Here is a 15,242-nt window from a genome sequence, read left to right as displayed (position 1 = left end):
CAAATTCGTTAGAATCAATTGGAGAGGAGATCAAAGGAGGGCAAACTTAGGTGACGTCTCATGCACTTGACCGGATAAAAATTCCCGCAGGTTTTTGGCTAGGACTGCGTCAATTAGACATTGCACCGCACGACGTCGTTCGCAAAGCTCGATTGCCCCTTACCGTACTTACCGAAACGGGAGGGGTGACGACCGCTCAGTATTTCATGCTATGGCAGGCGCTTTCAGACATGGTCGATGATCCGGCAGCGGGCATCATTAAGATGATGACGAATTTCGAAACGACGCAGTTGCCGCCAAGCGTATTAGCTCCATACCACGCGCGGGACTACCGCGACGCCCTGCACCGCATGGCCCGATATAAACAAATGTGCGCCCCGGAGCGCTTCCATATCGACGAAGATAACGAGCTATGTACCATCCAACTGGAGTGGTTATATACAGAAGGTCCAGAGCCGTCGATGTTGTCCGGAGTCACCATTGCCTCGTTGCTTGAGATCGGACGGCGAGGAACGGGGATACCATTAAAAGCGGACCGGGTGGAGTTCACCTGTTCGATGGGGGACCGTCAGGCGTTAGAGGCGCACTTTGGCTGCCCCGTGCACTTTCATACTGGTCGGAATCGATTAACGCTTTACCGAAAGGATCTCGATCGTCCGTTTCTGTCCTATAACGCCGAATTGTTGGAGATCTTAACCCCGGCGCTGGACAAAATGTTGGATGAATATCAACGAGCCAAATCGGTGACGCAGACCGTAAAGTGGATGATCAAACGAAGCTTGGCTGCCGGCCGACCCGATATTCAGGTGATAGCAAGCGAGCTTGGAATGAGCTTTCGCACCTTACAGCGCCGCCTTACCGAAGACGGCACAAGCTTTAAGCAACTTTTGACGGATACTCGAAGAGAACAGGCACAAGAGTATCTTTCGGACCCGTCGATTGATATTAAGGAAGTCGCATTCCTGCTCGGGTATGAGGATCAAAATTCGTTTTATCGCGCGTTCCGTCTGTGGGAAGGGGATACGCCCTCCAACTGGCGTGCCGACAATCGATGATTGAGATGGGAGATATCACATTTGGTAAAAAACAATAACTTGCTAATTCTCATCCTTGCTATAGGCGTGTTTGGCATATTAAGCACGGAAATGGGCGTCATCGGGATTTTACCGGTCATCGCCGATACCTTTGGGGTCACCGTTTCTCAAGCCGGGTGGCTTGTAAGCCTCTTTGCCCTTGTTGTGGCCTTTTCCGGTCCGACGATGCCGGTATTGTTCTCGCGCTTCAATCGAAAGAGGGGCATGTTATTCGTACTCGGCATTTTCATAATTGGCAACTTGATCTCCATCTTTACGACGAACTTTACTGTGTTACTGTTTGCCCGAATCGTTCCGGCATTTTTCCATCCCGTATATATTTCTCTGGCGTTGACGCTCGCGGCGACTTCCTCCAAGCCGGAAGATGCTCCGAAATCGATCGCTAAGATTATGATGGCGGTATCCGCGGGGATGATTCTTGGCGTTCCGATCGCTACGTTTATCGCGAATGCAGCTTCCTTGCAATGGGCGATGTCTTTCTTTGCGGTCGTGAATGCGGCTGCGTTCGTCGCAACCTTATTTTTGATCCCGTCGATGCCGGCTGCGGCAGCCATTTCCGGTGGTGCCCAAGTTAGCGTCTTGAAAAAACCGATCGTATGGTTATCGATCGCTGCCGTTATTCTTATCAACTCTGCGATCGCCTCGGTAAACAGCTATCTTGCCGAGTTCTTGAGTACCATTTCGATGATATCCGGACAAACATTAAGCCTCGTATTATTCGTCTTTGGGATCGCAAGCCTTGGCGGTAACCTCTTGGCGGGGAAATTACTTGCCAATAACGCACGCAAGTCTGTCGTATCCTACCCCATCATTTTGGGGATCGCGTATACAGCTGCGTTCATTTTAAGCCATTTCTTTGGCCCGGTCGTGATCGCTGTCGTTGTAGCTTGGGGTGTGATCTTTGCGATCGGAAACAATATTAGTCAATATTGGATCGCGTCTTCAGCTCCCGAAGCGCCCGAATTCGCGAATGGATTGTTCCTTACTTGCGGAAATTTAGGTATTACGCTTGGCACGGCTGTAGGCGGGTTTTTCCTTTCAGGAATGGGAATCCGATATGTCATTGTTGGAGGATTATTGTTCTTGGTCTTGAGTCTCGCGGCCGTGTTACTCCGGAATTTCTTCTATAAAGGCGAACGACTTACAGCTTAGTCTTCAATTATGATGGGGAGGATATTGTATGCAAAATGTAATTTTAAATAACGGTGTAGAAATGCCGATCCTTGGTTTTGGAGTTTATCAGATCTCGGATGCGGAACAATGCGAGCAAGCCGTTTATGAGGCTCTGATGGTCGGTTACCGTCTTATTGATACTGCCGCGGCGTATCAGAACGAAGAAGCGGTTGGGCGGGCTATAAAACGAAGCGGCGTGCCAAGAGAGGAAATTTTCGTCACCACGAAATTATGGATTCAGGACGCCGGTTACGAGAGCACGAAAAAAGCCTTAGCGAGGTCGTTAGAGAAACTGCAGCTCGATTATTTAGATTTGTACTTAATTCATCAACCGTTCGGGGATGTGTACGGATCTTGGCGCGCGATGGAGGAGTTGTACCGCGAAGGCAAAATTCGAGCGATCGGTGTCAGCAACTTCCAGATGGATCGTCTGATTGATCTCATCATTCATAACGAGGTTGCGCCGGCCGTAAATCAGATCGAAACGCATCCTTTCTGCCAGCAGGTCGAAAGCGCCGAATTCTTGAAAGCAAATGGAGTTCAAATCCAGTCTTGGGGACCGTTCGCAGAAGGTCGAAACCATATGTTCCAGAACGAAGCGCTGGTATCCATAGCTGGGGAATATGACAAGTCCGTTGCGCAGGTCGTTTTGCGTTGGTTAACGCAAAGAGGCGTTGTCGCGATTCCAAAATCCGTTCGAAAAGAACGTATCAGTGAGAACTTTAATATATTCGATTTCGAATTGAAGCAAGAAGATATGGATACGATCGCTGCCTTGGACATGAAACAGAGCTTGTTCCTGTCGCATAACGATCCTGAAATCGTAAAGGCGCTCAGCAGCTTTAAATTTCAATCTTAGTGGAGGGAATAGATTATGGAATTAGAAAACGTTAGGTTACTGAGGGAACTTGTCGATCATTTCTCGATTCTGGCGGATAAGAAAGATATCCAAAATCAAATTTTACTTTTTGCCGAAGATGCCACGGTGGATTCTTATGTTAACGGAGCGTTAGTGTCAAGCTTAACGGGACCCAAAGCATTAGGTGAAGGCTTTGGAGCGTTCTTAAGTCATTTTGAAACCGTGTATCATTTCAATGGCCAACATACCGTGTCAATCGACGGTAACCGTGCGACCGGGACGCTCTATTGTTTAGTGGACTTAATTCAATCCGAAGACGGCAAGAAAATTAAAAATTCCAGCGCGGTTCAATACAGCGATGAATATGCCTATGTAAATGGGCGTTGGTTGATCGCCAAGAGAACGTCGCACTTCGTGTGGCAAGATCGCCGCGAAATAAAGGGGTGACAACTTATGGAACAAGTTTGGTTTATTACGGGAGCCAATAAAGGCATTGGTGCAGCGATCGCCAAGGAAGCTTTGGACCAAGGTTACAAAGTCGTTGCCGCGGCGCGTAAAACGGAAGGAATGGAAACCGCACTTGGCACTTCGCCGAACCTGTTGATCACCAAGCTTGATATTACCAATGAAGAGCAAGTACAAGCTTCCGTTCAAGAGGCTATGGAAAAATACGGACGTATTGACGTTCTTGTCAATAATGCCGGATACGGCCAACTCGGTTTCTTCGAAGAAACGTCCGAGGAGCAGATCCGTCAGCAGATGGAAACGAATGTGTACGGGACGATGAGGCTCACACGAACCATTCTGCCGATCATGCGCAAACAAAACTCTGGGCACGTTATGGTCTTTAGTTCCATGATGGGTCTCATGTCGATTCCGGGAGGATCGGTATACAGTGCTTCGAAGTTCGCTTTGGAAGGTTGGGCAGAAGGATTGAGTACCGAACTAAAACCTTTTGGGATTCGCTTAATGATTGTTGAGCCAGGACCGTTCCGTACGGACTTCACCAATTTGCAGACCTCTGCCAAATTTTCTGAGATCGAGATCGAGGATTATGCCGAGCAAAGAAATACAATGCATGACTTCTACTTCGCAGGACAGCAATTCGGCGATCCGGCAAAGCTTGCGAAAGCGTTGATTAAGGTTTCAAATGATGCCAATCCCCCGCTTCGCTGGTTGGCAGGTACGGGCATGGTAGGCGCCGTTATTCGCCATTATCAAGGACGTCTATCCGAATACGAAGCATGGCGCGAAGTTTCCGACAACACGAATTTCGAGTAAGCTCAACGCGTGAACTTTTGTACCTTATAGTCCTTTGGGTAAGGGATTTCTAACCGGAAATTATAACGCAGATAGTAAATTTTCAGCCGGCGATATTCGCAATATTCTTCCCCGGTTCGCTCCGGACGCTCTAGAAGCGAACCAGGCACTAGTGGAATTGCTCAAAGAGACTGCCGAGCAGAAGAATGCGACTCCGGCTCAGATTGCACTGGCATGGCTGCTTGCCCAAAAGCCGTGGATTGTTCCGATCCCGGGTACCCGTAAATTGAATCGGCTGGAAGAAAACCTGAGCGCGTTATATGTTGAACTGACGACTGAAGATATTCGAATGATTGATGCTGCAGCCTCAAAGATAAAGTTGATGGGGGCGCGTTATACGGAGGCCATGGAAAGAATGACCGGCCTCTAAAGCAGGGCGGGGGATCCAGCCAATACATCTCACAGGATTTAATTTCCAGTTGTTGCCCCGGGTCTTACCTTGGGGCATCTTTTTTTGCAGGTTTCTTTCTTAATATTAAAAAATTTCCCGCTATTCTCAGGCAGTTATAAGGTAATTCTCAGGTTTCTTGCCCCTTTCTAAAGTATATTCAATAGAGAAGACGCATTTGCGATGACCCGCATTTGGATTTATCGATCATCCCTAAAAAATACACATTAAAAGGTCAGGTGAATAATGTTGAACACCATCAAATTATCAATCTTTATTGCTGCAATGGTTTTTATCTCTGGCTGTTCCTCAGATGATCAGCGCAATTCGATTTCCGAACAGCCAAGCTCATCCGATACGCAGATCATTAATGAGCAAGCGGATAAGGCAGTATCAACCGGCGAACCGGAGATTGTGGCGGATCAGTTGAAGATGCCCTGGTCCATTGAAAAAAGTGGAAATGTTTTGTATGTAACGGAAATGGAAGGGACAATCTTAAAAATAGAAGATGGAGCTGCGGAACGGCAGGTCGTAGAACTTGAGCATGAGCTGATGACTACAGGAAGAGGAGGACTGCTGGGGTTGGAGCTTGCTCCCGACTTTACGGACTCTAACCTCGCCTACGCTTATTATTCGTATGAAAGCAACAACGGTCAGTTTTACCGCATCGTTAGGTTACGCTTGGAAGGTAACTCATGGAAGGAAGAGCAGATTCTTCTCGATGACATTCCAAGTGGCATGTACCACCATGGGGGAAGGGTCAAAATTGGACCGGACGGAAAACTTTATGCGACGGTAGGCGATATCTATGTGGCGGAGATCGCACAAGACTTGAACTTATTAGGCGGGAAGATCTTGCGGATGAATCCCGATGGATCGATCCCCGACGATAATCCTTTTCCGGATTCCTATATATTCAGTTACGGACACCGTAATCCGCAAGGAATTGCTTGGTCGACTGACGGTTCGCTTTATGAAAGCGAGCACGGTAACAATGCAAACGACGAGATCAACCTCATAGAAGCAGGGCAAAATTACGGCTGGCCGATCATTGAGGGCAATGAAGTCCAAGAGGGTATGGTGTCGCCGCAGTTTACTTCCGGCAGCGACGAGACGTGGGCGCCTTCCGGAATCGCTTATTCCAATGGTAAATTGTACGCTGCGGCGCTAAGCGGGTCCGCGGTTATCGAGTTCGATCTAAACTCGGGAGAACGGCGTGAAATCGTGAATGGCCTAGGCCGTATTCGAGATGTGCTTGTTGAAAACGATATCCTTTATTTTATTAGCAGCAATACAGACGGACGCGGGACTCCTCAGACGGATGATGATAAATTGTACAGAATTTCGCTTACGGAATCGAAGTAAGTACTACGAAAAGGAAGATGAGGTGATTGTTTTTGCTGCAGCCAGGTCAAGTTCGGGTGTTGGTAGTCGATGACGAACCAAATATTGTGAGTTTTCTGGAGTTGGGGCTTCAAAATGGAGGTTTCAAAGTTCGGTCTGCTCAGGATGGATTTGATGCGGTCGTTCAGGCGAAGGAGTTTCTTCCGCATGTTGTGGTTCTCGACATCATGATGCCGGGGCTGGACGGATTCGAGGTGTGCAATTTGCTCAAGAAGATGGATAAAATGGGGATCATCATGCTCACGGCAAAAGAAGAAATTGACGATCGTGTGAAAGCGCTGAATCTGGGCGCCGACGATTACATGATTAAACCTTTCAGCTTAAAGGAGTTGATCGCGCGAATTCATGCCCGGGTACGCAACTTGTTTCCAGAATTGCTTGGTCAAGTGGTTCAGGGACCCTTCCGAATTGACGACGCTCGTAGAGAAATCCACTATAAGGATGATCTGCTGGAACTTTCACGGACAGAATACGAGCTGTTGAAATTTCTTGTCATGAACCATGATTTTGTCATGAGCAAAAATTCGATTCTGGATGCTGTTTGGGGAAATAATTTCACCGGTGACGAAAATGTAGTGGAAGTCTATATCCGATCGTTGAGGGAAAAGCTGGAAGATCACTCGCGTCAATTAATTCGAACGCTCCGGGGTTCGGGTTACCGGTTGATCCTTAAATGAAGCGGCTGGTTCGCTTATCCCGTCGCATCGAACCCCATTCACTCGGCTTCCAGCTGCTCTCCCGTTCCATCTTAATTATGGCTGGACTCTTTATCCTGATTGGGGTATTTCAATATTTTACTATGCAACACTTTTTATATAACAAGAAGGAGAGGGCTATTCACAATTTAATCCTATCCGTCCCATCCGATGTATGGGAGCGATGGCAGGAAGACCGTTTAGAGAAGTCGGACCATGTGCCTGCAATGAATTCGCTTCTGAGCAGTGCACAGTCGATTGCGTTAATCGAATATAACGGCAACGTATCGGAGATATACGTCGATCCCCACTACTCATTGCCAGTGCCTCGGCTGCCTCTGGAGGAATATCGGTCCATATTCGAGTCTGGGAGCTTAAGCAGCGGATATAAGGTGATCCGGGACGAGCTTGACAATGTTCAAATGGTCATTTGCCAGCGGGTCGGCAAGTCGGACGAAGATCAGTTCATCATTCAATCGATTGTCGATTTGACTGAAACACGTGACTATCAGAAGGACATGTTCTTATTCTATGTCATCGGTTCAATACTGGCACTTATCGTCGGGAAGCTTACCTTTAGCCCCGTACTGCGGAGAACTATAATACCCTTGTTTAGGATCGTAACTACCGTAGAACGAATTCACAGCAACAATCTGAGTGAGCGTTTACCCATCAAGCAGGGAACGGTAGAAGTTGACCGTCTCGCTGTTGCCTTTAACGGAATGCTGGAGCGAATTGAAACCTCCTTCACCGCTGAAAAGGAAGCGCATAAGCAGATGCGCCGTTTTATCGCAGATGCGTCTCACGAGCTTCGTACTCCGTTGACCTCCATTCATGGGTTTCTGGAAGTGCTTCTGGAGGGGGGAGCGGAGCATCCCGACCAGCTGCGGTTGGCATTGGTCAGTATGTATAGCGAATCGGAGAGGCTGAACAAGCTGGTAGGTGACCTATTAACCTTAGCAAGAATGGATCGCAGTCTGGAGGTTCGCTTGACCCGAGGCCGCCTTGGCGATCTTATCAGACAATTGGAGCCGCATTTGCGAATGATTGCAGGTGCGCGGCGGATTCGAGTCGATTTGAACGAAGATCCTTGTATGGATTTTGATCCGGATAAAATGAAACAAGTGCTGCTTAATTTATTTCAAAATGCCGTTCAACACACGGATCCGGAGAAAGGAGTTATCCTTATCGATCTTGATGGTGACGAAAGAGAAATCAAGCTTACAATTCAAGATAATGGTGTCGGAATTAAAGAGATTCATATTCAACATATATTTGAACGCTTTTACCGCGCTGAACCGTCACGGGCAAGAAAATACGGAGGAGCCGGTTTAGGTTTGGCCATTACAAAATCGATCATAGAACAGCACGGCGGCCGAATTGAAGTTGAAAGCAGGGAAGAGAAGGGTGCATTATTCCGTGTTTGTTTGCCCAGGGGAGGTGGTTGAACTTGAAATCCTTCATCGTGAAAGGTATAGCAATAGCATTATTGCTCTCTGGATGTTCGGCTCAGGAGAGATTGTCTTACGAACGTGAAAACGAAGCGCAAGTCCAGCCCGTGATAGGACATGAAGTCATTGCGGAACATCTCGAATTGCCTTGGTCGATTGCAAAATACGGAGACATTATCTATTTAACCGAAAAAAAAGGGAGTATCGTTAAGATCGAAAACGGACTGGCAGAGCGGCAACGCGTAGAGCTTGAAAAGCCGCTTACGTCTGCCTCGGAGACGGGTCTGTTCGGGTTTGTGCTTGCTCCCGATTTTCCGGTTTCGAATCTGGCTTACGCCTATTACACCTACGAAGAGAGCCCCGGACAATATAACCGGATTGTAACTCTTCGATTAGATGCTAACGTTTGGAAGGAGGAAAGTGTGCTTCTGGATCGCATCTTAAGCGGTGTCTACCATAACGGCGGAAGACTAGAAATCGGGCCTGACGGAATGCTCTATGCGACAGTCGGTGACGCTTTTGAATCCGCTAATGCTCAAAATGCCAATCTGCTAGGCGGGAAAATTTTAAGAATGAATCTCGATGGCTCCATCCCGAGCGACAATCCATTTCCAAATTCCTATGTCTATAGTTATGGACACCGTAATCCTCAAGGGATGGACTGGTCGCCAGATGGTTCGTTCTATGCAACCGAGCACGGCAATAGAGCCAACGATGAAGTGAATCTGATTGAGGCTGCGCAAAATTATGGTTGGCCAATCATCGAGGGGGATGAGCAACAGGAAGATATGGTATCCCCATTGTTTACGTCCGGCAGTGACGAGACGTGGGCGCCTTCCGGATTAGCGTATTCCGACAACATGCTGTACGTCGCTGCATTAAGGGGATCGGCAGTTATTCAGTTTGATCTAGAGACGGGTGAACGACACGAGATCGTTAGCGGTCTCGGCAGAATTCGTGATGTGTTCGTTGAAGATGGCATCCTCTATTTCATTAGCAATAATACAGACGGCCGCGGCCAACTTCAGGAGAACGACGATAAATTGTACAAAATCAAGCTATCGAGCTGAGTTATTCCAACAGGAGGAATAGAAAAGATGAATGCTGCGTTTACAGAAGATATAGACCTATTAAATCAAATCAAATCTAATTTGGAATGCTGCATTCTCGGCAAAAAAACGGAGGTCGAGCTGTTATTGACCGCCGCGCTTGCGGGCGGACACGTTCTTCTGGAAGATGTGCCTGGAACCGGTAAGACGGTTCTGATCAAAGCGCTGGCTCAATCGTTGCGAGGCCAGTTCCGACGTATCCAATGCAATCCCGACTTGCTTCCAACGGATGTTACCGGGGGTGCTATTTATCATCCGAAACAAGAAACGTTCCTATTTCGGCCAGGACCGATATTCAGCAACATTGTTCTTGTCGACGAGATTAACCGGGCATCAACGAAAACGCAGTCTGCCCTGCTTGAGGCAATGGAGGAACGCCAAGTGAGCGTGGACGGCGATTGTTATCCGCTGCCGAAGCCCTTTCTTCTGCTGGCTACGCAAAATCCGATCGATTTCGAGGGCACGTATGTCTTGCCTGAGGCACAATTGGACCGGTTCATGATGAAGTTTAATCTTGGCTACCCGGATCAAGAGTCGGAAAAGCGGATCCTGTTTTCTCAAGAGAGCGGACATCCAATTGACCGGATCGAGCCTGTCGCGACCGTCGAGCGTCTGATGCAAATCCAAGAGCGTGTATTGCGGGTGTACGTTGATGAGACGGTCATTGACTATATCGTCTCGATCACGAGAAGAACTCGCGAACATTCCTCCGTTTTCCTGGGAGCCAGCCCGCGTGCTTCGATCGCCATGCTGCAAGCTGCGAAAGCACTGGCGTACTTAAGGAATCGAAATTACGTCATTCCGGATGACATTAAGTATTTGGCTCCCTTTGTACTAGGGCATAGAATTATTTTGAAGCCCGAAGGAAGACTCAACGGAAATACGCTAGATTCCGTGTTTGAAACGGTGTACGAACAAGTTCAGGTACCAGTTGGTATGGGTAAATAGTATGGGCATGTTTACATCACTTACGGCGCGCATTTTGGGGATCGCATTTTTGTTTACCGCTAGTTTGTTTTTTTTACTGTTTCAAGGCGGTAAGCTGGCTTTCATGGTATTTACGATCGTTGGTTCGTTATGTATTTACTTGATGTTAGGACGCTGGAGCGGGATATCCAGAGCGCGCGTCTTACTTTCAATCCCTGACACGGAATACGGTGCGGCAATCGAGGCTGGTACTTCAGTTTCCGTGAATATTCAAGTGCACATTCCCGGCTTATGGCCTATTCCTTATGTCAAGGTTAAAGAAAGACTGTTCCGCCAAGGCCGCGAGGAGCATGTGTTGGAAACCTTTCTCATCCCGGATTGGAAGCGACGAGCTGAAGTGTCCTGCCTGACACCTCCGCTGCGCAGAGGAATATACCGTTTTGAAGTTACCGACTGCTCAACCGAGGACATCTTTGGTTTGTTCCAGCACAAAGGGCATCTCCGACTGCCTTACGACTTTAAAGTACAGCCGCAAAGGACAAGGATTAGGGAATGGAAGGAGCTGCATCAGAGGTTGCCGGGAGGTCAATTCCAGACCGCAAAGACAAGGTCTCACCGGGAATCGACGCAACTAAGCGGCGTTCGAGATTACATCAACGGTGATCGGTTATCCCGGATTCATTGGCGAGCTACTGCCAAAACGGGCACTTGGAAGTCGAAAGAATACGAGAGGGAGGCTGCCCCTAAGATCGTAATTATTCTTGACAGGAGCATACAGGCTTACGATAACAATGATCATTATGAGATGGCTGTCTCCATTACGGCTTCCATTCTTGAATATGCAGCTAGCCGTGAATTGGCGATTGAATTAGTATCGGCTGGAAAAAATACAACGTATTTTGAACAGTCTGGCGCAATTCAGCAGAATGCCATAATGAACCATTTGATAGATACTGAACCGGACGGTGTGGATTTCCTGCTGGATATGCTGCGGGAGCGTGTGCGGCTATTCACTCCTGGCAGCTTTCTGGTCGTCGTCTCGCCTCAATACGGACATGCACTGTCTCAGACTCTAGCCTGGCTCGAACAACGCAGGATGAAGACTTGTCATATGTGGGTTGCTGCTGGGGTGCCAAAGACTGAACAAGAGCACTGGAAACGGCATTTGCAAACAGCCCGCATTTTGGGTTACGAAATAACGTCCCTTGACGAGCTTTCTCTTAAGTTAGGGGGCGTCATGAAATGAAAACGCAAATACAAAGAAAGCTGCAAATGGGACTTCTACGAGACTGGTACGAGCGTTTTTCGATTACATTGACAGGACTGTTCCTTCTGCAGTACGTATACTGGATTCAGCAAGAAGGGGAAGGCTGGCTGCCAGCAACAGTTGCAGTCGTGGAGGTAACTATTGTTGTTACGGTTGTCATTGAATGGATTCTCCGACTACATCAATCGCTGCGATGGTTCATACAGCTTACGGCTCTCCTGTTGGCAACAGGAGCTATGGTAATTAATGAACCAATCCGTCGCGACGTTTCGAATCTCAGTGAAGTGAGCAATTATTTGCGTGATATTTTCATTCAATTCGTACCGTTCGTATGGTTCGCATTGGCGGCTTGGCTTATTACACTGATTGTCATAAAGCTGATGCAGTCCAAAAAGAACATCATGTTTATGCTTGTAGCGACGGTTACTGCGTTTGCCATTCGCGATTCTTTCAGTCCAATCGACCTGTGGATGCAGACGGCGGCAGCCATCGCCTGCGGACTATTCTTATTAACGATACGCCATTTCACGGAACTGAATAAGAGTAATCCTAATGGTTTACAGCAGTTATCCAAGATCTCACCATTCATCGCTCTATCAGGCGCACTCCTCTTATCGTTCGTCGTTTTAACTGGAATCTTTGCTCCGGACGTTCGTGCGGTGCTGACTGATCCTTATACCATGTGGAAGAACATGCAAGGTAATCAATCGGCGATATCAGGTAATGTTGAGGGAGGGTCAATTTCGCTAGGAGCGGTAACAATGTCAGGTTATAGTCTCGACGATTCTTCGCTCGGAGGCCAGCTTTTCTTCGATGAGACACCGGTTATGACGGCTGCCACTACTCTTCCTAGTTATTGGCGCGGCGAAACCCGCACGATTTATACCGGAAACGGATGGGCTGAAAGCGAGGCCGACCGGAGGATGCTGCAAACGTCCGTCTTGCCGAATACTGCGTTAACGAATGACCCGATCACTGCTTCAACAAATTTGAGGACGATTGAAGTAACTCAGACAATTACTATGCTTGAGGGGGCAGAAGAGGAGTATCCGGTACTGTTCGGTGCGTACGCGATCGACAAGTTACAGGGAATAACTAATGGAGGTACAGACACGGATTTTTCACCGTTGCAATGGTTGCCGCAGGTGTCGGAGTTAAGATGGACTGACAATGGCCGGCAATCGTACCCGGATTCGTATTCGATAACATCGCAGGTACCGGTCTTTAACGAATCGGAGCTTCGCAATTCGGCAGCCGAGTTACCCTTAGAAGCAGGCCTGGACGAATACTTGGTACTCCCGGAGTCGCTCCCGAACCGTGTTACGGAACTGGCCATTCAAGTGACGGAGACTGGGACAAATCATTACGACAAAGCGAAGTTGATCGAGCGGTACTTGTCCAGTACGTACCCTTACACCAACACACCTGATTTGAGCAAAGGGCAGAGCCCGGATTTCGTAGACCGCTTCTTGTTTGAAATCCAAGAAGGCTATTGTGACTACTATTCTACGGCGATGGTTGTGATGGCGCGTTCCATTGGTATTCCTGCTCGCTGGGTAAAAGGATTTACGACAGGAGAAGCGAGTAGCGAGGGTGTGTATACGGTCCGGAATTCAGACGCTCACTCGTGGGTCGAAATCTATTTTACTGGATTTGGTTGGATACCATTCGAGCCAACGGCCAGCTATGAGCTTCCAGTTTACATGCCTGATGACGCGTCGATTGCAGAACTGATACCAGAGCCTCCTGTTGAGGAAGAAGTAAATGATGAGATGGAAACCTTGCCAGATATGGAGATTGAAGAAATGAGGCAAGCGTCTGAAAATGACAGCTTACCACGCTCGTTGTGGTGGGGAATCGGAATCGCTTTTATAGCAGCATTGCTTTTTTTAGTATGGAGATTCCGCTTACTTTGGCCGACACACCGGCAGTTGGATATGAACCAGCAAGCCGTTTCAGAATTCGAGAGATTTCTCCAATATGCGAAAAGGAAAGGCTATATCCGCGTGAAGCATGAAACTGCGCGGGAAGTGTTACAGAGATGGTTCGACTCCGATAATCAAGCAGGGAGCGAAGACTTGGAAACGATTTTGGTGATCTTTGAAAAAGCAAAATATAGCGGTTCGAGCATTAGCGGCGAGGAGCTGACGTCGCTTTCATTAAGGTTGCAACAACTTCGACAGGAGATGAAGGGAACCTTGCAGCGTTTTAGAAAGGGGAGGACGGATTGAATCGAGGCATGATACTCAAGCTGAGCATTGATATTACTATGACGATTCTGATGCTAGTGGCCATGGCTTATCATATAACCGGAATTCTAGTCCATGAAGTGGTTGGGAGTATCCTGCTGGTATTATTTATTGCCCACAACCTATTAAACCGTCGCTGGTATAAGACGATGTTTAAGGGAACATTCCATATTCGGCGTATTCTTAGCATAACAGTCAATCTATTGTTTCTTGTAGCTATGGCCGCCGTGATGATCAGTTCCATACCGATCTCCCGTGAAGTGCTCTCATTTATACCAATGAACCATGACATGATTTTCATGCAGTTTCATGTTATGACTTCCTATTGGGGTTTTATTCTAATGGCCATTCATGTAGGAATGTCTTGGGGAACGATTATAAATGCCATGCGTAGATTGACGGGAATTACCAATCCCAGCAGGGTCCGAACCTTTTTGTTGCGTGTAGTGGCAATCTTGATTGTTGTATATGGAGTCCAGACCTCAATTGAAAGAAATCTAGGCTCGAAGCTGCTCGTATATGATCCTTTTGGGTCTTGGAACTTCAATGAATCCAGTATGAGTTTTTTAATGGATTACCTGTCTGTTATGGGAATCTATATATGCGGGACGCATTACGTTCTGAAATTTGTTCAAAAGCAGAGGAGGAATCCCGTATGAAATGCAACAGAACAGCAGAGGATTAATGATTTGCTGATGATAATCCCCAATTCGAGATAAAAGAAGTAATGGTGAGGCAGAATATGGTTGATCGAAAAGGAGTCTGCGTGAACATCCATGAATTTTGATCAACAACAAATTTTAGCGGTTTATCAACGAATCGATGAGGCAATGGTTGCTAAAGATACGGAAGCATTAGAAAAACATTCTAGATGAAAATTATGTACTTGTTCACTTGGGCGGTTACCGACAAAGCAAAACTTGACCAAATAGAAAATGAACAAATGAGATATTTCAAAACCGCGCCTCAGGCGATGTTATGGATATGGAAGCCTTAAAGCAAACGATGATCGGTCCGTATCTGCAGCAGGGCAGTTGATTATCGCATTCGCACTAGCAACCGCGAGAAGTACTTCATTCATGATCGGCCCTTCGTATCGGGTACTCGGCAGTCAATACGTATATTACCCCATGTTTGACCAAGATATAAAGGTGATCTTTAAAGTGATAATTGATGGGGGTGTATAAAATCAGGGAAGGATTTCCGATGACAAGAGAATAATTGGACAGAAGGCATCTTGGTTTCGATCCAAGATGCCTTCGTTTTGTGAATCTGTTTTGTGAAAACAAAATGTAAGCAAGCGCGG

13 protein-coding genes and 1 pseudogene are annotated in these 15,242 nt (G+C 47.4%); all 14 read left to right on the top strand.

From position 1 onward, the window contains the following. Positions 1–50 precede the first annotated feature (50 nt). The 14 genes and pseudogenes from IDH41_RS28275 (at position 51) to IDH41_RS28210 (ending at position 14,595) form a co-directional block, all read left to right on the top strand. Positions 51–1,055, top strand: coding sequence for an AraC family transcriptional regulator (locus IDH41_RS28275; RefSeq protein WP_190867199.1), 1,005 nt, complete (start codon positions 51–53; stop codon positions 1,053–1,055). A gap of 21 nt (positions 1,056–1,076) precedes the next feature. Beyond that, positions 1,077–2,246 carry an MFS transporter gene (locus tag IDH41_RS28270; RefSeq protein ID WP_190867197.1) on the top strand — a complete coding sequence of 390 codons (1,170 nt, stop codon included), beginning with the start codon at positions 1,077–1,079 and terminating at the stop codon, positions 2,244–2,246. Between the two features lie 28 nt (positions 2,247–2,274). Next, complete coding sequence (locus IDH41_RS28265) at positions 2,275–3,126, top strand: aldo/keto reductase (protein WP_190867195.1); 852 nt, start codon at positions 2,275–2,277, stop codon at positions 3,124–3,126. A gap of 15 nt (positions 3,127–3,141) precedes the next feature. Then, positions 3,142–3,573 carry a nuclear transport factor 2 family protein gene (locus IDH41_RS28260; protein WP_190867193.1) on the top strand — a complete coding sequence of 144 codons (432 nt, stop codon included), beginning with the start codon at positions 3,142–3,144 and terminating at the stop codon, positions 3,571–3,573. A 6-nt stretch (positions 3,574–3,579) separates the two neighbouring features. Continuing rightward, on the top strand, positions 3,580–4,407 hold the full coding sequence (locus IDH41_RS28255) for an SDR family oxidoreductase (RefSeq protein WP_190867190.1): 828 nt from the start codon (positions 3,580–3,582) through the stop codon (positions 4,405–4,407). A gap of 28 nt (positions 4,408–4,435) precedes the next feature. Further along, a pseudogene (locus tag IDH41_RS28250) lies at positions 4,436–4,816 on the top strand (aldo/keto reductase); the annotation flags it as partial. A 264-nt stretch (positions 4,817–5,080) separates the two neighbouring features. Further along, positions 5,081–6,199 (top strand): PQQ-dependent sugar dehydrogenase, encoded by a 1,119-nt coding sequence (locus IDH41_RS28245; protein WP_190867186.1) that lies wholly within the window; start codon positions 5,081–5,083, stop codon positions 6,197–6,199. Between the two features lie 35 nt (positions 6,200–6,234). Continuing rightward, complete coding sequence (locus tag IDH41_RS28240; protein ID WP_223830143.1) at positions 6,235–6,915, top strand: response regulator transcription factor; 681 nt, start codon at positions 6,235–6,237, stop codon at positions 6,913–6,915. After that, on the top strand, positions 6,912–8,381 hold the full coding sequence (locus tag IDH41_RS28235; RefSeq protein ID WP_223830141.1) for a sensor histidine kinase: 1,470 nt from the start codon (positions 6,912–6,914) through the stop codon (positions 8,379–8,381). The genes IDH41_RS28240 and IDH41_RS28235 overlap by 4 nt, the downstream gene beginning before the upstream one ends. A 2-nt stretch (positions 8,382–8,383) precedes the next feature. Beyond that, the gene (locus IDH41_RS28230) at positions 8,384–9,454 is read left to right on the top strand and encodes a PQQ-dependent sugar dehydrogenase (protein ID WP_223830140.1); all 1,071 of its coding nucleotides are present in this window, start codon (positions 8,384–8,386) and stop codon (positions 9,452–9,454) included. A 27-nt stretch (positions 9,455–9,481) separates the two neighbouring features. After that, positions 9,482–10,441, top strand: a complete 960-nt coding sequence (locus IDH41_RS28225; RefSeq protein ID WP_190867184.1) for an AAA family ATPase — start codon at positions 9,482–9,484, stop codon at positions 10,439–10,441. A gap of 1 nt (position 10,442) precedes the next feature. Beyond that, positions 10,443–11,666, top strand: a complete 1,224-nt coding sequence (locus IDH41_RS28220) for a DUF58 domain-containing protein (protein ID WP_190867183.1) — start codon at positions 10,443–10,445, stop codon at positions 11,664–11,666. Next, on the top strand, positions 11,663–13,918 hold the full coding sequence (locus IDH41_RS28215; RefSeq protein ID WP_190867181.1) for a transglutaminase TgpA family protein: 2,256 nt from the start codon (positions 11,663–11,665) through the stop codon (positions 13,916–13,918). The genes IDH41_RS28220 and IDH41_RS28215 overlap by 4 nt, the downstream gene beginning before the upstream one ends. Then, positions 13,915–14,595, top strand: coding sequence for a DUF4405 domain-containing protein (locus IDH41_RS28210; RefSeq protein WP_190867178.1), 681 nt, complete (start codon positions 13,915–13,917; stop codon positions 14,593–14,595). Before IDH41_RS28215 ends, IDH41_RS28210 begins: the two co-directional genes overlap by 4 nt. The last annotated feature ends 647 nt before the right edge of the window (positions 14,596–15,242 follow it).

It is taken from the genome of Paenibacillus arenilitoris (assembly GCF_014705655.1).
Classification (GTDB): domain Bacteria; phylum Bacillota; class Bacilli; order Paenibacillales; family Paenibacillaceae; genus Pristimantibacillus; species Pristimantibacillus arenilitoris.
The sequence above is the reverse complement of the archived record's forward strand: the minus strand, read 5'-3'. Positions and strand labels throughout refer to the sequence as shown.

Coding starts and splice junctions, on each gene's coding strand:
- IDH41_RS28265 (WP_190867195.1), top strand. CDS start 2,275: ATGCAAAATGTAATTTTAAATAACGGTGTAGAAATGCCGATCCTTGGT.
- IDH41_RS28260 (WP_190867193.1), top strand. CDS start 3,142: ATGGAATTAGAAAACGTTAGGTTACTGAGGGAACTTGTCGATCATTTC.
- IDH41_RS28255 (WP_190867190.1), top strand. CDS start 3,580: ATGGAACAAGTTTGGTTTATTACGGGAGCCAATAAAGGCATTGGTGCA.
- IDH41_RS28245 (WP_190867186.1), top strand. CDS start 5,081: ATGTTGAACACCATCAAATTATCAATCTTTATTGCTGCAATGGTTTTT.
- IDH41_RS28235 (WP_223830141.1), top strand. CDS start 6,912: ATGAAGCGGCTGGTTCGCTTATCCCGTCGCATCGAACCCCATTCACTC.
- IDH41_RS28225 (WP_190867184.1), top strand. CDS start 9,482: ATGAATGCTGCGTTTACAGAAGATATAGACCTATTAAATCAAATCAAA.
- IDH41_RS28220 (WP_190867183.1), top strand. CDS start 10,443: ATGGGCATGTTTACATCACTTACGGCGCGCATTTTGGGGATCGCATTT.
- IDH41_RS28215 (WP_190867181.1), top strand. CDS start 11,663: ATGAAAACGCAAATACAAAGAAAGCTGCAAATGGGACTTCTACGAGAC.